This window comes from Enterobacter sp. AN-K1, assembly GCF_020971765.1.
Taxonomy (GTDB): domain Bacteria; phylum Pseudomonadota; class Gammaproteobacteria; order Enterobacterales; family Enterobacteriaceae; genus Enterobacter; species Enterobacter hormaechei_C.
The window spans coordinates 2,790,996-2,811,000 of the sequence record NZ_CP087390.1 but is presented as its reverse complement, the minus strand read 5'-3'; the positions used below and the strand labels follow the sequence as shown (position 1 = coordinate 2,811,000).

The window sequence follows — 20,005 nt, the reverse complement described above, 5'->3', positions numbered from 1 at the left end:
CCCTCACCCCGGCCCTCTCCCACAGGGAGAGGGAGAAAACCCAGCCCGTAGGCCCGTGCAAGCGCAGCGCCGCCGGGCAAATCAGGCGACGATGCGGCTGATGCCCTTTCTCCCACAACCCGCTCTACTCAATTGATTTTTCACCCCGAAAAAGGTACGTTTTCGCCTTAATTCCAGCGTGGACATACCAGCATTATGCCGATTATTCAGTCTGTTGAACGTGCGTTGCAGATCCTCGACCTGTTCAACGAGCAGGCCACCGAGCTTAAGATCACCGACATCAGCAAACTGATGGGGCTGAGCAAGAGTACCCTCCACTCGCTGCTGAAAACCCTCCAGCTTCACGGCTATATCGATCAGAACCCGGAGAACGGTAAGTATCGCCTCGGCATGAAGCTGGTCGAGCGCGGGCATTTTGTCGTGGGCTCGATGGATATTCGGCAGAAGGCGAAAGGCTGGCTGACGGAGCTGTCCCGGCGGACCGGGCAGACGACCCATCTGGGGATCCTGGACGGGCGTGAAGGGGTCTATATCGAGAAGATTGAAGGCAAGCTCGCTGCCATCGCCTATTCGCGCATCGGCCGCCGCCTGCCGGTTCACGCCACCGCCATCGGCAAAGTGTTGATTGCCTGGCTGGGCGAGGCCGAGCTGAACGCCCTGCTGGAGGGCTATCAGTACACCACCTATACCCCTTCTACCCTTGCCTCTCGCGAAGCCTTAATGAGTGCCCTGGCGCAGACCCGCGAGCAGGGTTACGCCCTGGATAGCGAAGAGAACGAGCAGGGCGTGCGCTGCGTGGCGGTGCCGGTGTGGAACCACGAGTCCCGCGTCATCGCCGCCCTGAGCCTGTCGACGCTGACCTCGCGCGTGGACGACGCTGAGCTGGCTAACTTCCGCGAGCAGCTTCAGCAGGCTGGGCTCCAGCTCTCACGCGCGCTGGGCTACCCGGCCTGAGCCGTTAGGCCGGCTCGTAGGTGAAGTAGTCGAAGTCCGCGTGGCAGCCGTCGCCGCTGATGTCCTCGCAGTGCAGCCCCACAAACGCGCCGGTGAAGAAGCCGCGCCCGCCGATATAGTCATCCGACAGCTTCCACGCCTCATACGTCACCGGCACGGCATGCCACGTCTCGCCGTCGAACGAGTAGCTGTAGCGGTAGACCAGCGCATCCACATCCACCCTTAGCCAGACGCTCTTCGCACTCTCCGGCACGGGAATGGGCTGCTCGTGCAGCGGCCACGACGGCACGTTGTGGTCGAGCTGAATAACCTTAATCGTTCTGCCCTGCCCCTCCTCGTAGTCCACAAAGCAGTAGCTCCAGTTTTTGCTGTTGTAGTAGCAGGTCAGCCCCGCGCTCTGCTGGAAGTGAACCGGCGAGAACTGCATCCGCGTCTCGGCCCGGAAGGTGAAGTGCTGCCAGCGGCGCGCCACCGTCGACTGGGTAAAGGTCGAGTTGAGCGAGTCGTTGCCGTAGAGCCGTAAATAGCCGGGGCGCGCGGTGAGTGAGCCGAGGGTGTCGTCGAACGGAATGCGCAGAGTCTGCAATTCAGGGTCAAGCGTGCTGCCGTCGAAATCATCCCGCCAGCTACCCTGAACGGCGGCGGGCTGCTCCGCCACCTGCGGGCCTTTCACGGTCAGCTGCGCGTGCTTACCGCCCTCCACGTACGGCCAGCCATCGCGCCATTCAATGCGGGCGATGCCGGTCTCGCGCCCCAGCGGACAGTAACCGCGTCCGCCTGAGGCCAGCAGCGGCACGCCGGGCAGGCGCAGCGGGCGGCTGGTAAGGTAGGCCATATACCACTCCCCGGTGTGGGTTTGCAGCAGCGAGCCGTGGCCGCTCTTTTGCAGCGGGTTCTCCGGCAGGTGCCAGCTGGTCATCATCGTCACATCCGGGTGAAGCTCGTACGGCCCGTCGATGGTTTTTGCACGCAGCACCACGACGGCGTGCTCGTAGCTGGTGCCGCCTTCGGCAACCATCAGGTAGTACCATCCCGCGTGGCGATAAAGATGCGCCCCTTCGGTGTAGCAGAGCGGCGTGCCGGTAAACAGCGTTTTGCGCTCGGGCGAGAGGGTGCCGGTCTGCGGGTCAAACTCCTGCATCACGATGGTGTTGTGCGGGTTGCTGTGATGGCGCGGCCCCCACGGGCGGTAGAGGTAGTATTTGCGGCCATCGTCGTCGTGGAACAGGGACGGATCGAACCCGCCGTTGCCCATCGGGATCGGCTCGCTCCACGGCCCTTCGATGGACGGCGCGGTGACGAGGAAGTTGCGGCCATTTTTCCACGGCGAATCGACAATCTTCACGTCGGTGTAGAGCAGCCAGAATTTGCCGTCGGCGTAGCTCAGGCACGGCGCCCAGATACCGCCGGAGTCCGGGTTGCCCTTCATGTCCAGCATCGACACGCGGTCCAGCGGCGTGCTGACCAGCGACCAGTTTTTCAGGTCGCGGGAGTGATAGATGCGCACGCCCGGGAACCACTCGAAGGTCGAGGTGGCGATGTAGTAGTCCTCGCCCTGGCGGCACAGGGACGGGTCCGGGTTGAAGCCGGTGAGTATCGGGTTAGTGATTTCCATGTTGCCTCCGGTTAATGGGATGCGGCTGTCGCGGCGTCGGGAATGGCCTCACCCTGCGCCGCGCGGTGCTTGATCAGCTGCTGGCTGATGGCCTCCACGCGGGCGTCGGTGAGCTTATAGAACGACAGCATGATGAACATGCCCGCGTAGAGCACCACCGGCACCACGCAGAACAGAATTTTGATGGTGGTCAGTACCTCGACCGGCTGCACGCTGCTGCTGGCGGAGTAGTTCACCCAGGCCAGGATCCAGCCCACCACCGCCCCGCCAATCGCCAGGCCAATCTTCAGGCTGAACAGGTAGGTGGAGAACACCAGCCCGTCGAGGCGGCGACCGCTGCGGCTCTCCTCGTAATCCACCACGTCAGAGGCCATCAGCCACTGTAGCGGCGTGGTGGTGTTAAAGACGAACAGGAACAGGATGTTGAGGGCGAAAATCAGGGCAATATGCTCTGCTGGCGTGAAGAAAATCAGCAGGCTGATGAGCGAGTAAGCGACGATGATCCACTTAAAGGCGGTGACGCGGTCGAATCGGCCCAGCAGACGGGAGGAGCAGAGCGAGCCGAACATGGTGGCGAGGCTGCCGTAAAGTAAAAACTGGGTCGCCATCTCCGGGTGATCCATCACGTATTTCACGAAGTAGAGCGTCGCCCCGCCGCGCACCACGTTGGAGCAGGTCGCCATCATCTTGAAGGCGCACATGATCCGCCACTGGCCGTTGCCCAGCAGCAGCTTAAGATCTTTCGCCACCGACGAACCCGGCTGCACCTCAAAGGTGTAGCGCTCTTTGGTGGTGAAGAAGCAGACATAAAGCAGGACTACGCCGCTCAGACCCAGCACGCACATGGCGCCGAAATAGCCCACCTGCTCGTTCCCTTTGCCGATGATGCTGACCAGCGGCAGCGCGATGCCGCTGATGGCGAGCGACCCAGCGGCGGCGAGGAAGAAACGCCAGGACTGAAGGGCATGACGCTCTTTCGGGTCCGCGGTGATCACCCCCGGCATGGCACAGTACGGGACGTTAACGAAGGTGTAGACCAGAGTCAGCAGAATGTAGGTCACGCAGGCGTAAATGATTTTGCCCTGCGCGGAGAAGTCCGGCGTGTAGAAGGTCAGCATGCAGACGATGCCAAACGGGATGGCGCCCCACAGCAGGAACGGGCGGAACTGGCCGTAGCGGGTGCGGGTGCGGTCTACCAGCAGCCCCATCAGCGGATCGGTCACGGCGTCGAGCACGCGGGAAACTAAAAACAGCGTCCCCATTATGCCCGCGGAGAGACCGAACACGTCGGTGTAGAAATAGGCCAGCAGGAACATCGTGGCCTGCCAGACGAAGCCGCAGGCGGTATCACCCAGCCCGTAGCCAATTTTGTCTTTCATGGTTAATTGCGTCATCAGAATTACACCCTTATGTAGTGTGCTGAATTACAACATCGTGTTAATGGAGTGTAATGAGATGCTCAATTAACCAGCAATGATCATATCTTATTTCTGAATTACGTTATTTCGCTTTTGTGACGCCAACGATATATCATAAGTCATTGTTTAAATTAGTAAATTAAAGACAAGCAAAAACCGCCCGCGGAATATTTTCCGCAGACGACTTTCTCTCAAAAAATAATTAAAGGCCGAGTGCTTTTTTACCGGCGTTAATTACCTCAATGATTTTATCGGTGTCATAAATACAGCCTTTCCAGGTGCCGCCACTCACGGACTGTAATGCCGCCCACAGCCGGGTATCGTCCGGCAAAAAGTCGTGAGCGTGCAGGTCCGGGTGCGTCTGCCGCCGCGCCAGCTCGCGCGCGCCCTCTTCCGGCGTCAGCGGGTTGTCCGCGGTACCGATGAAGTTCACGCTACCGGTCAGAGTCAGGCGGTCCACGGCAATCTCAATGATGTCGTTATCGCGCAGCTTACCAATCGGCCCTCCCGCCAGCGCCTCCGGCGATACGTGGCCGAAGCAGGCCCCCGTCGACACGCCCGAGAAGCGCGCATCGGTGATTAACGACACCGTCTTGCCCCACGAGATATGCTTCAGCGCGGAGGTAAGCTGGTAGGTCTCTTCCATACCGGTGCCGGACGGCCCGCCGCCGATCACCACCATGATATCGCCCTGCGCAATCTCTTCCCGCTTTATGGCCTTGATGGCCTGCGCTTCCGAGACAAACACCCGTACCCGGCCAGTGTGGCGGTAAACGCCATCGTCATCCACCACCGACGGGTCGATCGCCGTGGCCTTGATCACCGATCCTTCCGGCGCGATGTTGCCCGTCGGGAAGCAGACCGTCGAGGTCAGCCCTTTCGCTTTTGCCTTCTCCGGCGGCAGGATCACGTCATCCGGCTCCACGCCGTCCTGCTCGCGCAGGCACTGGCGGAAGCGCTTACGGCGCTCCGAGCTCTGCCACCAGTCGAGGTTCTCGCCCACTGTCTGGCCAGTGACGGTCATGGCGTCCAGATGCAACAGGCCGAGATCGCGCAGGTGGAGCATCACCTCCGGCACGCCGCCCGCGAGGAAGGCGCGCACGGTCGGGTGATAGTCCGGGCCGTTGGGCAGCACGCTCACCAGGCGCGGCACCCTGCGGTTGACGCGTGTCCAGTGTTCAACGTCCGGGATCGTGCAGCCCGCCGCGTGGGCGATGGCTGGAATGTGCAGCAGTAAATTAGTGGAGCCGCCGAACGCCGCGTGGATCACCATCGCGTTTTCGATGGCTTTGTCGGTGAGGATATCGCGCGTGGTGATGCCACGGTTATCCAGTTCACTGACCGCGCGTGCCGACTGGCGGGCGATCTCCAGCCACACCGCCTGCCCGGACGGCGCCAGTGCAGAGTGCGGCAGCGCCAGACCCAGCGCCTCCGCCACTACCTGCGAGGTGCCCGCCGTACCGAGGAACTGACACCCGCCGCCCGGCGACGCGCAGGCGCGACAGCCCAGCTCGGCGGCCTCCTGCAAGGAGAGCTCATGGTTGGCGAAGCGCGCGCCGATGGTCTGCACTTTGCCCGCATCTTCCCCCACGGTGGGCGGCAGCGTCGCCCCGCCCGGCACCAGAATGGTCGGCAGATCGTGCATGGAAGCCAGCGCAATCATGGTGGCGGGCAGCCCTTTATCGCAGGTTGCCACGCCGATCACCGCCCGGCGCGTCGGCAGGGAGCGGATCAGGCGGCGAAACACGATCGCCGCGTCGTTGCGGTACGGCAGGGAGTCGAACATGCCGTGCGTGCCCTGAGAACGGCCGTCGCACGGATCGCTGACGAAGGCGGCGAACGGGATCCCGCCGTTGCGGGTGATCTCCTTCGCCGCCGCCTGCATCTGCATGCCGATCTCCCAGTGTCCGGTGTGGTAGCCCAGCGCAACCGGACGCCCGTCTCCGGCGCGGATGCCGCCCTGGGTGCCGATGATCAGCACCTCTTTGCCGGTGAGCTTGTTGGCATCCCAGCCCATCCCGGCGTTCTGCGTCATACCGAACAGGTTGCCGCTGGGGGATTCCATCAGCATCTGCGGGGTCAGCGGCAGCGTGCCCTGCGGCCCCGCCGCGTGGGTGATCACCGCATAAAACGCATCGTCCTGTGGGGTGAAAATTTTCTCAATGGTCATCGTTATCGTCCGGCTCAGCAGAGCTTGAGCTGTTGTAACAGGGTTTTCAGCTGCGCCTTGCGCGGCTCGTCCAGCGGCGAGGCTGGCGGCAGGACGTGCGTAGAAATAGGACGACCGCAGAGCACGATCGCCTCTTTAATGACGTTCACAAACGGCGTATCCAGCTGATACATCTGCGGGATTTGCAGCAGGGTCTGATGATACTCAGCCGCTTTCGCCACGTCGTTATCCCGCCAGGCTTTCAGAAGATTTACCGACACCTGTGGGGCAAAGTTGCCGCTGGCCGAGATCGCCCCGTCGCCGCCGAGCAGCAGGGTATTAAACAGATGATCGTCGTAGCCGCACAGCACCGTGAAATGAGGATGGGCGCCTTTAACGGTGTGGATCATGCTGCGCAGGTGGGCGACGGAATCGATGGTGTCTTTAATGCCGACAATGTTACTGCGCGAGTCGGCGAGGGTTTTCACCAGCGCCGGGGTCAGATCCTGCCCGGTTAGCGCCGGGAAGTTATAGAGCATCACCGGCAATGTGACGCTGTCGGCCACCTGTTCGAAATAGCGGATCAGGTTCGCTTCCGATACTTTCCAGTAGTAAGGGTTGATCACCACGATGCCGTCCGCGCCCGCCTGCTGCGCGTGCTGGCTCAGCTCAATGGTTTCCCGGGCATTGGTGCCGCCGGTGCCGATCAGAACCGGCACGCGACGATCGACATGATCGATCGCAAACCGGGCAATGGTTTTACGCTCTTCGGCGCTGAGCTGGGAGAACTCGCCGCCGCTGCCCAGGAAGAACAGGCCGTCGACGCCCGCAGCAATCAGATCGTCGATCAGCGCGGCGGTACCCGGTTTATCGAGCTGGCCATCGGCGGTAAAAATGGTGGAGACAGGGGGAATGATACCCGTGAACAACGCGGACTGCGGCATGAGATCTCCTTGCTGAATCATTTTGTTCTACATTATAGAACAGCGTTCATTAATTTAACGATCATACTATGACGCAGAAAAAGCGCAGGTAAATGGGAGATGAGGAGGGAGTGCGGGAAGTTTAAGCTGGATCACATTATGCGTGGGTGCGGTCTGGTTCCCTCACCCTAACCCTCTCCCAAGGGGAGAGGGAACTTTTACACCCTCTCCCCTTGGGAGAGGGCCGGGGTGAGGGGTTACTCTACCAGCATCTTCACCACAACCTTACGCACCTGCGCCGGCGCTCCCGCCGCGCACAGCGGCTTATGCACTTCGCCCGGCCAGAACACTACAAAATCCCCTTCGCTCAGCACCACGGTTTTCTCCTGCTCGCCTTCCGGCAGGAACGCGATGTCTTTGTCCGCCAGCCAGTCGGTGTCCGGCGTACCGTGCGGCAGGGTACTGAAGGTCATCCCTTCCTGACCTTTTAGCACAATCTGAATATCCAGATAGCGTGCATGGTATTCAGCGCGACGCTCGGCGAACGGCTGGGTCATGTCCTCCGAAACCAGATAAAACAGGCTGTTGCCATTGATGTCGTGCTTACCGGTCGGCGTTGCGTCGGTAACGTGGGCCTTAACGTGCTCAATGGCCTGGCGCAGCTCTTCTGGCAGCCAGGACTGGAGATGATGAATATTGCCAATAATCATGATACAACCCTCAGATTAAAACATTGTTTCATTTTTATGTTTTATACGAGAGTTGCCTCTTCCATACCAGCCCTTTTTTGACAAGATTTGCGTCAGCGCATGTTTATCGGGAAATGTGTTAATCCACTGTTAATTGCACACAGGCATTTATGCAGTGGTTATGCATAACCTCATTTCATGCACTTTGCACATAGGATCTAACTCACTGAATTTAAAACATAACTCACAAAACCTGTTGGTGTATCACACTTTACCACTTTGGTTATTTCCTTTAAAAATCCATAATTATTTATTGATTTCTCTTAAGTGAAAAATAGTTAACTGTCATTATTGCATAGCTATTCCCGTGACAACATTTTATCCATTAAAATCAACAACATAACTAAATATTTCAAAGCGTGTGATTCTACAAAATAATAACAACTTCAAATATTGCCACCCGTTCCTGCTTAGCTATTCATCCCTTAATAATATGAAATTAATCATTATCTGATACGAATCATGCAATTGAAAATAAACTGCTCAATATCGGTTTTCGCGTGAGCAATGTCACAATAACCATTATTTAAGCGCCTACTATAAATCACGAAATCAATTGAGCTTAGCCGCCATGAAATTAAACACATCACATGGCGCATGCCCTTTTTATTCTGAAAAAAAGTTAAAGGAATAATTATGGAAAAGCATTACGTCGGTTCTGAAATTGGTCAATTGCGTAGCGTTATGCTGCACCGTCCTAATTTAAGTCTGAAACGGTTAACCCCCTCAAACTGTCAGGAGCTGCTATTTGATGACGTGCTCTCGGTTGAACGGGCGGGTGAAGAGCATGACATCTTCGCAAACACGCTGCGCGAGCAGGGTGTGGAAGTCCTGCTGTTGACCGACCTTCTTACGCAAACGCTTGATATTGCTGAAGCAAAAGCCTGGCTTCTTGAAACACAAATCTCCGACTATCGCCTGGGGCCAACCTTTGCCGCCGACGTGCGCGGCTGGCTGGCGGATATGCCGCACCGCGAACTGGCGCGCAGATTAAGCGGCGGATTAACCTACGGTGAAATTCCGGCGGCCATTAAAAATATGGTGGTCGATACCCACACGGCGAATGATTTTATTATGAAGCCGCTGCCGAACCACTTATTTACCCGCGATACCTCATGCTGGATATATAACGGCGTCTCCATTAATCCGATGGCGAAACCCGCCCGCCAGCGTGAAACCAATAACCTGCGGGCAATATATCGCTGGCACCCCGCATTTGCCGACGGCGAGTTTATTAAGTATTTCGGCGACGAGAATATTAATTACGACCACGCCACATTAGAAGGCGGCGACGTATTAGTGATTGGCCGCGGGGCGGTATTGATCGGCATGTCCGAGCGCACGACGCCGCAGGGCGTGGAGTTCCTCGCCAACAGCCTGTTTAAACATCGCCAGGCCGAGCGCGTGATTGCCGTTGAGCTGCCGAAACACCGCTCCTGCATGCACCTCGACACCGTGATGACCCACATCGATGTGGACACCTTCTCCGTTTACCCGGAAGTGGTGCGCAAGGACGCCCAGTGCTGGACGCTCACCCCGGACGGACGCGGCGGCCTGCTGCGCACCCAGGAAACCGACCTGCTGCACGCCATCGAGAAAGCCCTCGGCATTAACCACGTCCGCCTGATCACCACCGGCGGCGACGCCTTTGAAGCCGAACGCGAGCAGTGGAACGACGCTAACAACGTCCTGACCCTCCGCCCGGGCGTGGTGATCGGCTACGAGCGCAACGTCTGGACCAACGAGAAGTACGACAAAGCAGGCATCACCGTGCTGCCGATCCCGGGCGACGAGCTGGGACGTGGTCGCGGCGGCGCGCGCTGCATGAGCTGCCCACTGGAACGCGACGGAATTTAAAGGAGCCATCATGGAACGAAAACCCACTCTGGTTGTGGCCCTTGGCGGCAACGCGCTGCTCAAGCGCGGCGAGCCGCTTGAAGCGGACATCCAGCGCCAGAACATTGAGCAGGCCGCCCGCACCATCGCCGGCTTAACGGAACAGTGGCGCGTGGTGCTGGTGCACGGCAACGGCCCGCAGGTCGGACTGCTGGCGCTGCAAAACAGCGCCTACGACAAAGTCACTCCCTACCCGCTGGACGTTCTTGGCGCCGAAAGCCAGGGAATGATCGGCTACATGCTCCAGCAGGCGCTGAAAAACAATCTGCCCCAGCGCGAGGTCAGCGTCCTGCTCACGCAGGTGGAAGTGGACGCCGCCGACCCGGCGTTCAGCAACCCGACCAAGTACATCGGCCCGGTCTACAGCGAAGCCCAGGCTAAAGCGCTGGCCGCGGAAAAAGGCTGGGTGTTTAAGGCCGACGGCAGCTACTTCCGCCGCGTGGTGCCGTCGCCGCAGCCGAAGCGCATCGTCGAGAGCGACGCCATCACGGCGCTGATTCAGCGCGACCACCTGGTGATCTGCAACGGCGGCGGTGGCGTGCCGGTAGTGGAAAACGCCAACGGCTATCGCGGGATCGAGGCGGTGATCGACAAAGACCTCTCCGCCGCCCTGCTGGCGCGCCAGATCGAGGCCGATGCCCTGCTGATCCTCACCGATGCCGACGCGGTGTACCTCGACTGGGGCAAGCCAACCCAGCGCCCGCTGGCGCAGGTGACGCCGGAGCTGCTCAGAGGCATGCAGTTCGACGCCGGATCGATGGGGCCGAAAGTGGCCGCCTGCCGCGAGTTTGTTGAGGCCTGCAACGGCATTGCCGGGATCGGCGCGCTGAATGACGGCGCGGAGATCCTGGCGGGCGAGAAAGGCACGTTGATTCGTAACTGAGTCGTTTTCCCCTCACCCTAACCCTCTCCCAAAGGGAGAGGGAATGTACGCCCCCTCTCCCTGTGGGAGAGGGCCGGGGTGAGGGCATCAGAAGCTAAATTTTAAAAAGGATTTCCCCATGACCATTAACCTGAAAAACCGCAACTTCCTGAAACTGCTGGACTACACCCCGGCGGAGATCCAGTACCTGATCGATCTCGCCATCGAGCTGAAGGCCGCCAAAAAAGCCGGACGCGAAAAACAAACCCTGGTCGGGAAAAACATCGCCCTGATCTTTGAAAAAACCTCCACCCGCACCCGCTGCGCCTTCGAAGTGGGTGCGTTCGACCAGGGCGCGCAGGTCACCTACCTCGGCCCAAGCGGATCGCAGATTGGCCACAAAGAGTCGATGAAGGACACCGCCCGCGTGCTGGGCCGCATGTATGACGGCATCGAGTACCGTGGCTACGGCCAGGCCATCGTTGAAGAGCTGGGCGAGTACGCGGGCGTGCCGGTGTGGAACGGCCTGACCGACGAGTTCCACCCCACCCAAATTCTCGCCGACCTGATGACCATGCTGGAGCACTCTCCGGGCAAAACCCTGCCGGAGCTGAGCTTTGCTTATCTCGGCGACGCGCGGAACAACATGGGTAACTCCCTGATGGTCGGCGCGGCCAAAATGGGGATGGATATCCGCCTTGTGGCGCCGAAATCCTTCTGGCCGGAGGCGGGCCTGGTTGAGCAGTGCCGCGCCATCGCCAAAGAGACTGGCGCACGCATCACCCTCACCGACGACGTGGAGGAAGGCGTGCAGGGCACCGATTTCCTCTACACCGACGTGTGGGTCTCCATGGGCGAGCCGAAGGAAGCCTGGGCCGAGCGCGTCAGCCTGATGAAGCCTTATCAGATTAACGCGGACGTGATGAAGGCCACCGGTAACCCGAACGTCAAGTTCATGCACTGCCTGCCAGCGTTCCACAACGAGCACACCAAAGTGGGCCGCGAAATCGAAATGGCGTACGGCCTGAAGGGGCTGGAAGTGACGGAAGAGGTCTTCGAATCACCGAACTCCATCGTCTTCGACGAAGCAGAGAACCGCATGCACACCATTAAAGCGGTCATGGTGGCGACACTCGGCGACTAATCACCGCCCGGCGCGCCGCGGGGTGCGCCGGGTTCAGGAGAACATCATGGGCAAGTTCAAGTTTCCCTCCGCTTACACCATTCTCTTTTTTCTGATTGCCGTGGTTGCCGTGCTGACGTGGATTATTCCGGCCGGGCAGTACCATATGGCAATGAACGAGGCGCTCGGTAAAGAAGTGCCGGTTGCTGGCACCTACGCGCACGTGGCAGCGCACCCGCAGGGGCTGGTTTCGGTGCTGATGGCGCCGATTGCCGGGCTGTACGATCCGGAGTCCGGCCAGGCCGGGGCCATCGACGTGGCGCTGTTTATTCTGATCATCGGGGGATTCCTCGGGATCGTCACTAAAACCGGGGCGATAGACGCCGGGATCGAGCGCGTCACCACCCGACTACGCGGCCGCGAAGAGTGGATGATCCCGATCCTGATGGCGCTGTTTGCCGCAGGCGGCACGATTTACGGCATGGCAGAAGAGTCGCTGCCCTTCTATACCTTACTGGTGCCGGTGATGCTGGCGGCGCGGTTCGATCCGGTGGTTGCTGCGTCCACCGTGCTGCTCGGCGCGGGGATCGGCACCCTCGGCTCCACCATCAACCCGTTCGCCACGGTGATCGCCGCCAACGCCGCCGGGATCCCCTTCACCAACGGCATCATGTTGCGCATCGCGCTGCTGGTGATCGGCTGGATCATCTGCGTGGCGTGGGTAATGCGCTATGCCCGCAAGGTGCGCAAGGATCCGTCGCTGTCGATCGTGGCGGATAAGCAGGAAGAGAACCGCGCCCACTTCCTCGGCAACAAGGGCGAGCAGTCGCTGGAGTTTACCCCGGTGCGCAAACTCATCCTGGTGATCTTCGCCCTCGCCTTCGCGGTGATGATCTACGGCGTGGCGGTGCTGGGCTGGTGGATGGCGGAGATCTCGGCGGTGTTCCTCGCCAGCGCGATTATCGTCGGGCTGATCGCCCGCATGAGCGAAGAGGAGCTGACCTCAACCTTTATCAACGGCGCGCGAGATTTGCTGGGCGTCGCGCTGATTATCGGCATCGCGCGCGGTATCGTAGTGATCATGGATAAGGGCATGATTACCCACACCATTTTGCACAGCGCCGAGGGAATGGTCACCGGATTGTCGACGGTGGCGTTCATCAACGTGATGTACTGGCTGGAAGTGGTGCTGTCGTTTCTTGTGCCTTCTTCGTCCGGCCTGGCCGTTCTGACGATGCCGATCATGGCGCCCCTTGCCGATTTCGCTAACGTCAACCGCGACCTGGTGGTTACGGCTTACCAGTCGGCGTCCGGCATCGTTAACCTGATCACTCCCACCTCTGCCGTCGTGATGGGCGGGCTGGCTATCGCCCGCGTGCCCTACGTGCGCTATCTGAAATGGGTCGCGCCGCTGCTGGGGATTTTAACGGTGGTGATTATGGTGGCGTTAAGCCTGGGCGCCCTGTTGTAATTTGCCGGATGGCGCTGCGCTTATCCGGCCTACGGATCGGTGCGGTGCCACCGGTTATTTCGGGAACTGATATGGGAACTATGATGGATTACGAAGAGTACTCTCCCAAAGAGCAACTACAGCTAACGGTCTGCCAGCGTCTGATCGCGGAAAAGAGCTATCTCTCCCAGGAGGAGATCCGCCGCGACTTACAGGAGCGGGGTTTTGAGACCATCAGCCAGTCCACCGTTTCACGTCTGCTCAAGTTGCTCGGTGTCATAAAAATTCGCAATGCCAAAGGGCTAAAGATTTATTCGCTGAATCCCCAGCTGCGCCCGGCCCCCGACGCGGCGCGTACCGTCTCTGAAATGGTGGTGAGCGTGGAGCACAACAGCGAATTTATCCTTATCCATACCGTCGCCGGATATGGCCGCGCGGTGGCGCGTATTCTGGATTATCACCAGTTACCGGAAATTTTAGGCGTGGTGGCCGGAAGCAGTATTGTCTGGGTCGCGCCCCGCGTGGTGAAGCGCACCGCGCTGGTGCATAAGCAAATTAATTATTTACTCAGAACGCATTAATATTCATAAAGAACCGTTTGCATTGAGTAAAGCGTGCATTAAATCGCTTGATCCCAAAAGCGAGCTGCGTATAATGCCCGACAATTTGCCGGGAGGAAGCATGGTCAAGCGTGTACGACATAACGTCTTACCGCGTCTGAAATCAGACGCTGGCCTGCCGTTTTTCTTCCCGTTGCTAAACCTATTCCCAGAGCCCCTCATTTGAGGGGCTTTTTTTTGCCCGGCGTCAGGAGATAAACATGAATCCGCTTTATCAAAAACACATCATTTCCATAAACGACCTCAGCCGCGAAGAGCTGGAACTGGTTCTGGAAACCGCGGCAAAACTGAAGGCCAATCCGCAACCGGAGCTGCTGAAGCACAAGGTGATTGCGAGCTGCTTCTTCGAAGCCTCGACCCGCACCCGCCTCTCCTTCGAAACCTCCATGCACCGCCTGGGCGCGAGCGTGGTGGGCTTCTCGGACAGCAGCAACACGTCGCTGGGCAAAAAAGGCGAGACCCTGGCGGATACCATTTCGGTTATCAGTACCTACGTGGACGCGATTGTGATGCGCCACCCGCAGGAGGGCGCGGCGCGTCTGGCGACCGAGTTTTCCGGCGGCATTCCGGTGCTGAACGCCGGTGACGGTGCCAACCAGCACCCGACGCAGACCCTGCTGGATCTGTTCACCATTCAGGAGACGCAGGGCACGCTTGAGAACCTGAACATCGCCATGGTCGGCGACCTGAAATATGGCCGCACCGTCCACTCCCTGACCCAGGCGCTGGCGAAATTTAACGGCAACCGCTTCTTCTTCATCGCGCCGGACGCGCTGGCGATGCCGCAGTACATTCTCGATATGCTGGACGAAAAAGGCATCGCGTGGAGCCTGCACGCCAGCATAGAAGAAGTGATGGGCAACGTGGATATTCTCTACATGACCCGCGTGCAGAAAGAGCGTCTTGACCCATCCGAGTACGCCAACGTGAAGGCGCAGTTCGTCCTGCGCGCCAGCGACCTCGAGGGCGCGCGCGACAACATGAAGGTGCTGCACCCGCTGCCGCGCATCGATGAGATCACCACAGACGTGGATAAAACGCCGCACGCCTGGTACTTCCAGCAGGCCGGAAACGGCATCTTCGCCCGCCAGGCGTTACTGGCACTGGTTCTGAATCGCGAATTAGCTCTGTAAGGGGAGACGACCATGACACACGATAACAAACTCCAGGTTGAAGCCATCAAGCGTGGCACCGTGATTGACCACATCCCTGCGCAGGTGGGCTTTAAGCTGCTGACGCTGTTCAAACTGACTGAAACCGACCAGCGCATCACCATCGGCCTGAACCTGCCGTCGGGCGAAATGGGCCGTAAAGACCTGATCAAGATCGAGAACACTTTCCTGACCGACGAGCAGGTCAACCAGCTGTCTCTGTACGCGCCGGACGCCACGGTTAACCGCATCGACGATTACGACGTGGTGGGCAAATCCCGCCCAAGCCTGCCGGATCGCATCGAAAGCGTGCTGGTCTGCCCGAACAGCAACTGCATCAGTCATGCTGAGCCGGTTTCCTCCAGTTTCGCAGTGAAAAAGCGCGCCAATGACATTGCACTCAAATGCAAATACTGCGAAAAAGAGTTTTCTCATTATGTGGTGCTGGCCAACTAATTGAGGTTGGTAATGAAATCCCGGCTGTTATAATGGCCGGGAACATTCTTAACGCTGTAATTCTGGAGAAAAAATGAGCAAAGTACTCGCGACGGAAAATGCACCAGCGGCTATCGGCCCATACGTTCAGGGCGTTGATCTGGGCAGCATGATCATCACTTCTGGTCAGATCCCAGTGAACCCAAAAACCGGTGAAGTGCCAGCCGACGTAGCGGCGCAGGCGCGTCAGTCGCTGGAAAACGTGCAGGCGATCGTCGAATCTGCCGGCCTGAAAGTGGGCGATATCGTCAAAACCACCGTGTTCGTGAAAGATCTGAACGATTTCGCCACCGTTAACGCCACTTATGAAGCGTTCTTCACCGAGCACAACGCCACCTTCCCGGCGCGCTCCTGTGTGGAAGTGGCGCGTCTGCCAAAAGACGTAAAAATTGAAATTGAAGCGATTGCCGTACGTCGCTAATTTATTTCAATAAAAAGAAGGCAGCTCAGGCTGCCTTTTTTATTGCGACCATTTTTACTCTCTCCAGGCAATGACGCATCCCCCACTCCATTAATAGACTGACGCTGCCTTGTTATATTCTAATTAATGGATGAAGAATGAAACTCTCTAAGATCGCGCTGGCCGTTGCCACATTAGCGGTTGCGTCTTCCGCACTTGCACACGGATATATAGAATCCCCCGCCAGCCGCGCTTATATGTGTAAGCTCGGCCAGAATATTGACTGTGGCTCTGTACAATATGAACCGCAGAGCGTAGAAAAGACCTCCGGCTTCCCGACGGGCGCAATGCCGCCTGACGGCCAGCTTGCCAGCGCCGGTATTGCCAGCTACTCCCAGCTTGATAAGCAGAGCCTGAACGCCTGGACTAAAAGCCCCATGACGGCAGGCCCGCATGAATTTGTCTGGCACCATACCGCGCCGCATAAAACCACCAACTGGCGTTATTACATTACCAAACAAAACTGGGACCCCAATAAACCGCTGACCCGTGACCAGTTCGAATTAACGCCGTTCTGTACTATTAACGGGAATGGTCAGGCACCGTCCATGACAAAATCCATGACCTGTAATGTCCCGGAACGTACGGGCTACCAGGTTATTTATGGCGTGTGGGAAATTGCGGATACCACAAACAGTTTCTATCAGGCCATTGACGTTGATTTCGGTAACGGCGGCAACGTCACGCCGGACGATACCCCAGCGGTAATATCCCAGTGGAGTAAAACCCTGAGCGGACAGATTGCCGGGAATAACCTGAACGTGGGCGATAAAGTGATTGCACGCTTCTTCGACGCCAACGGGGAAGTTGCCGCCCTGCGTACTGAAATGACCACCGGCTCTTCAGAACAAGGCGACGCTAACCAGTGGTCCTACGATCTGGCGCAGAAGATCAACACCGCTCATAGCGATGTCCGCGTCGGTGTGAAAGATGAAGCCGGTGAAATCAGCCCGATTCACGGCGCCAACAGCGTATTCGTGAAAGACGGCAGCACGCTGAGATCCGTTGCCATCTCTTATGAAGAGCAAAAGGCGCAGGTGAGCGAGACCATCGCCGTTTCCGATCTGCAATACAGCAAAATCGAACATGGCAATGTGATTGTGACCTTCCATGTGAACACGCAGGGTGACGTTAATTTTGAAGCGCACGTGATGAACCACCACGGTGCCGAAAAAGGTTACCTGAAGCAGGATATGAATAACGTCAATCAAAACGTGACCATGACGCTGACTGACGTCACGGCGGGCCACCATATGCTGAAATACTACGCCACCAACAAAGACGGCACCCTGTTCGCGCAGGACGTGCTAAACCTGATGCTGGAAAGCGACGCGGCGGACAGCAGCGGCCCGCATGACTTTATCTTCCCGGACAGCATTGCCTCCTACAAACCGGGCACCGTGGTGTTACAGCCTAAAAACGGTAAGACCTACGAGTGTAAACCGTTCCCGTATAGCGGCTACTGCGTGCAGTACAGCCCAACCGCAAACCAGTTTGAGCCGGGCGTGGGCGCGCACTGGAAAGAGGCGTGGGTGCTGAAGAACTGAGTTGCCTTCACGCCCGGCGGCACTTCGTTTGCCGGGCCTACACGTCACGTAGGCCCGGTAAGCGTAGCGCCACCGGGCGCATTTGTTACTGATTCCGCGTCGCCCTAAGCAGCGTCTCCAGCGGATATACCGCCGCAATCACCACCTCGTCCTGGATCGTCGCCGCGTTATCCAGTTCGCTCTGGATCGACGCGATCTCGTTGTCGTCCAGCGTGCCCTGACGCGCCACCAGATCCGTCAGCCTCAGGCCAATCGAGGCCAGTTTATCCACCTCCTGGATCACCGGCTTAATGGCCTTCAGCTGATAGCTGTTTTCACTCAAGGCCAGCGCATCGCTGGTGTTGTTCTGCCAGCGGTTAAAGACGTGGCGCAGCGCGTCGGCGCTTTCCGTGTCTTCCGCGTCGCTCACCAGACGGTCCGCCCATTTATTCATCTGACGCACGGTCGCACTTTCCGCGTTTAGCGCGTCAGCGAGCCGGTTGAGCGGCTCAAACTGATGATAGTTTCCGGCCTGGAACTTAAGATGCTGGCGGGTGTAATACTGCGCCGGTTCAAGCGCCTGGGCGAGAATTTGCAGCGGAAGGGTATCCGCATTGTTGGCGAGGCGCGTGAACTGCACCTGCTGCTGGGTATGCTGCTGTAGTCCAGCCGACACCGTGGACCAACTGTCCATCGCCTGGAGCCGGGTATACATGTTGTCGATGTCGTTGACGTCCTTTGCCGACCATAGCCGCTCCGCCACCGCAAAGGCGCGCGGCCACAGACGGATATCCAGCACCGGCGCGACCACGTTTTCCGCCCACAGCGCGGCTTCACCGCCGAGCAGATTAGCCTCGTTCGCCGGGTCCGGCACCACCGGCGGTATGCCTTTTGGCACCGCGTCCAGACGCGTGCCGTCGATCGGGTAGCGGGCGTTACCCACCAGGAAATAGCCGCTGAGCTTATCGTTCTCAACAGAAACGACCGGACGCGTTTCACCCATCCAGGTATCAACGGTAAACGTTACCTGGTTGTCGTCCCGCCACTGAATGTTATCCACCGCCCGACGCGATTTTCCAGCAAAATCAATAAATCCACGCCACCCGGCATCGCCTTTCACCAGCGTAAAGCTGCCTTCCACCGGCTTGCCTTTCAGACGCGGCATGGAGAAAGCCCAGCTCTGGACGCTGTCGGTGTCCGCTATCACATCCACGCCGTTCAGCCCCTGCGGCACAATTTCATTGCGGTAGTGGTAGGCGGTGGATTGCGGCTGATCGAGGTAGAAACCGGTTGATAGAATGCCCTTATAACCGTTCTGCGCCACCTGCCCCAGCGCGTCCTGTCCCTGCCAGGACTGGATCAGAATGCTTTTCGGCAGATCGGGATGGTAGATCTCATCCCAGCCAACCATCTGCCGGTGGTGCTTCTCAAGGATCGTCTCCAGCTTGCGGTTGAAATACGCCTGCAACGCGTGGCTGTCCGCCAGTTTGTTGTCGCGCATAAACGTCTGGATCGCAGCGTTCGCTTTCCACTGGCTGTCGTCAACCTCATCGCCGCCAATATGCAGATACGGATCCGGGAAGATCGCCGCCAGTTCGCTGACCATCGCGTCGGCAAAGGTATAAGTTGCCTCTTTGGTTGGATCCAGCACCGGCTTCAGCACGCCCCAGTGGCGCTCCATGGCGTAAGGCCCCGGCGCGCTCATCAGCTCCGGGTAGGCGACGGCAATCGCCGAGGCGTGGCCCGGCATATCAATTTCCGGCACCACGCGTATGCCGCGCTCGGCAGCGTAACGCACAATCTCGCGCATCTGCTCCGGGGTGTAGAACAGCCCATCGCTGGCAAGCTGGGTTAATTTTGGATAACGTTTCGAGGTAAAGCGCCAGCCCTGATCGTCCGTCAAATGCCAGTGCAGGACGTTGAGTTTGGCCGCGGCCATGCCGTCGATCTGGCGTTTAATATCCGGAATCGGGAGGAAGTGGCGCGCCGAATCGAGCAGCAGCCCGCGCCACGGGAAGCGCGGCGAATCTTCAATGGTCACCCACGGGATCGAGGTGTTTTCGGCGCCGTTCTGCATCAGCTGAAGCAAGGTTTCCATGGCGCGCAGCGCGCCAAAGCGGGTGTTGGCAGAGATATTTACGCCGTTGGCGTCCACCGTGAGTTTATAGCTCTCATCGCTGTCCGGCAGCGGCTGCGGCTTCACCTTTTTGGCGATGGCGATGCGGATGGTCGGCTTGTCAGGTTTTTCGGCCTGCGGCTGTAGCGTCCAGCCGGTTTGCAGCGCAATGCGCTGGCGCAGGCGGTTGACCGCATCCCCCAGATCGTCGCCGCTGACGCTCACAGAGAGTTGATTGTTAAGCACCAGCGCGCCCTGAGTGGTCGGACGTTCAACCTTCGCAGGCCAGGGCATTAAGGGAAGGTCACCTGCCGGGGCGGCAAAGGCGGAGGCGCCGAGCATGAGCCCGGCGGTTAAGAGGCTGTACCGTAACATGAATGTTCCTTATCTGACGGGCCAAATACAGGCAAAACATTCTGTTAACATGCGCTCAAATTGTCGTCAAGCGAATGCGCCGACGGAGATCACAGGTTGTTGAATTTGGGAGGAAAGCCAGCT

Annotated in this window: 17 protein-coding genes and 1 pseudogene; 11 read left to right on the top strand and 7 right to left on the bottom strand. The window is 58.6% G+C overall.

The window, feature by feature from the left end:
* Positions 1 to 195: 195 nt before the first annotated feature.
* The gene (gene xynR, locus LOC22_RS13435; RefSeq protein ID WP_032652348.1) at positions 196 to 954 is read left to right on the top strand and encodes a DNA-binding transcriptional repressor XynR; all 759 of its coding nucleotides are present in this window, start codon (positions 196 to 198) and stop codon (positions 952 to 954) included.
* A 4-nt stretch (positions 955 to 958) separates the two neighbouring features.
* Here xynR and LOC22_RS13430 read toward each other — a convergent pair whose 3' ends face one another.
* The 5 genes from LOC22_RS13430 to LOC22_RS13410 form a co-directional block, all read right to left on the bottom strand.
* Positions 959 to 2,569 carry a glycoside hydrolase family 43 protein gene (locus LOC22_RS13430; protein ID WP_230238958.1) on the bottom strand — a complete coding sequence of 537 codons (1,611 nt, stop codon included), beginning with the start codon at positions 2,567 to 2,569 and terminating at the stop codon, positions 959 to 961.
* A gap of 11 nt (positions 2,570 to 2,580) precedes the next feature.
* Entirely contained in the window at positions 2,581 to 3,963 is a 1,383-nt protein-coding gene (locus tag LOC22_RS13425; protein ID WP_063157504.1) for an MFS transporter, read from the bottom strand.
* 226 nt (positions 3,964 to 4,189) lie between these two features.
* Positions 4,190 to 6,157, bottom strand: a complete 1,968-nt coding sequence (gene yagF, locus LOC22_RS13420; protein WP_045344401.1) for a xylonate dehydratase YagF — start codon at positions 6,155 to 6,157, stop codon at positions 4,190 to 4,192.
* A 14-nt stretch (positions 6,158 to 6,171) separates the two neighbouring features.
* On the bottom strand, positions 6,172 to 7,080 hold the full coding sequence (gene yagE, locus LOC22_RS13415) for a 2-keto-3-deoxygluconate aldolase (RefSeq protein WP_023302991.1): 909 nt from the start codon (positions 7,078 to 7,080) through the stop codon (positions 6,172 to 6,174).
* Positions 7,081 to 7,316: 236 nt separating this feature from the next.
* Complete coding sequence (locus tag LOC22_RS13410; RefSeq protein WP_015572526.1) at positions 7,317 to 7,769, bottom strand: YhcH/YjgK/YiaL family protein; 453 nt, start codon at positions 7,767 to 7,769, stop codon at positions 7,317 to 7,319.
* A gap of 675 nt (positions 7,770 to 8,444) precedes the next feature.
* Here LOC22_RS13410 and arcA point away from each other — a divergent pair.
* The 5 genes from arcA to LOC22_RS13385 all read left to right on the top strand — a co-directional run bounded on the left by arcA (position 8,445) and on the right by LOC22_RS13385 (position 13,720).
* Positions 8,445 to 9,665 (top strand): arginine deiminase, encoded by a 1,221-nt coding sequence (gene arcA, locus LOC22_RS13405; protein WP_017383903.1) that lies wholly within the window; start codon positions 8,445 to 8,447, stop codon positions 9,663 to 9,665.
* A gap of 10 nt (positions 9,666 to 9,675) precedes the next feature.
* Positions 9,676 to 10,587: a carbamate kinase gene (arcC, locus tag LOC22_RS13400; protein ID WP_045141856.1), complete on the top strand. Its 912-nt coding sequence runs from the start codon at positions 9,676 to 9,678 to the stop codon at positions 10,585 to 10,587.
* A 118-nt stretch (positions 10,588 to 10,705) separates the two neighbouring features.
* Positions 10,706 to 11,710: an ornithine carbamoyltransferase gene (gene argF, locus LOC22_RS13395; RefSeq protein ID WP_003863360.1), complete on the top strand. Its 1,005-nt coding sequence runs from the start codon at positions 10,706 to 10,708 to the stop codon at positions 11,708 to 11,710.
* A 46-nt stretch (positions 11,711 to 11,756) separates the two neighbouring features.
* Entirely contained in the window at positions 11,757 to 13,160 is a 1,404-nt protein-coding gene (locus LOC22_RS13390; protein ID WP_230238957.1) for a YfcC family protein, read from the top strand.
* A gap of 80 nt (positions 13,161 to 13,240) precedes the next feature.
* Entirely contained in the window at positions 13,241 to 13,720 is a 480-nt protein-coding gene (locus LOC22_RS13385; protein WP_003863366.1) for an arginine repressor, read from the top strand.
* Between the two features lie 3 nt (positions 13,721 to 13,723).
* Here LOC22_RS13385 and LOC22_RS13380 read toward each other — a convergent pair.
* Positions 13,724 to 13,841 (bottom strand): annotated as a pseudogene (locus LOC22_RS13380) (hypothetical protein).
* Between LOC22_RS13380 and LOC22_RS13375 the strand changes: the two are divergent.
* The 5 genes from LOC22_RS13375 to gbpA all read left to right on the top strand — a co-directional run bounded on the left by LOC22_RS13375 (position 13,821) and on the right by gbpA (position 17,412).
* On the top strand, positions 13,821 to 13,925 hold the full coding sequence (locus LOC22_RS13375) for a pyrBI operon leader peptide (protein WP_022646880.1): 105 nt from the start codon (positions 13,821 to 13,823) through the stop codon (positions 13,923 to 13,925). The pseudogene LOC22_RS13380 and the gene LOC22_RS13375 overlap by 21 nt on opposite strands.
* A gap of 34 nt (positions 13,926 to 13,959) precedes the next feature.
* The gene (gene pyrB, locus LOC22_RS13370) at positions 13,960 to 14,892 is read left to right on the top strand and encodes an aspartate carbamoyltransferase (protein ID WP_003863368.1); all 933 of its coding nucleotides are present in this window, start codon (positions 13,960 to 13,962) and stop codon (positions 14,890 to 14,892) included.
* A gap of 12 nt (positions 14,893 to 14,904) precedes the next feature.
* Positions 14,905 to 15,366 carry an aspartate carbamoyltransferase regulatory subunit gene (gene pyrI, locus LOC22_RS13365; RefSeq protein WP_003863370.1) on the top strand — a complete coding sequence of 154 codons (462 nt, stop codon included), beginning with the start codon at positions 14,905 to 14,907 and terminating at the stop codon, positions 15,364 to 15,366.
* Between the two features lie 73 nt (positions 15,367 to 15,439).
* A complete protein-coding gene (ridA, locus tag LOC22_RS13360) occupies positions 15,440 to 15,826 on the top strand; it encodes a 2-iminobutanoate/2-iminopropanoate deaminase (RefSeq protein ID WP_003863373.1) in 387 nt (128 codons plus the stop codon).
* 137 nt (positions 15,827 to 15,963) lie between these two features.
* Positions 15,964 to 17,412, top strand: coding sequence for an N-acetylglucosamine-binding protein GbpA (gene gbpA / locus LOC22_RS13355; protein ID WP_230238956.1), 1,449 nt, complete (start codon positions 15,964 to 15,966; stop codon positions 17,410 to 17,412).
* An 85-nt stretch (positions 17,413 to 17,497) separates the two neighbouring features.
* On the opposite strand, the gene LOC22_RS13350 is transcribed toward gbpA, so the two are convergent.
* Positions 17,498 to 19,882, bottom strand: a complete 2,385-nt coding sequence (locus LOC22_RS13350; protein WP_047364815.1) for a beta-N-acetylhexosaminidase — start codon at positions 19,880 to 19,882, stop codon at positions 17,498 to 17,500.
* Positions 19,883 to 20,005: the final 123 nt, after the last annotated feature.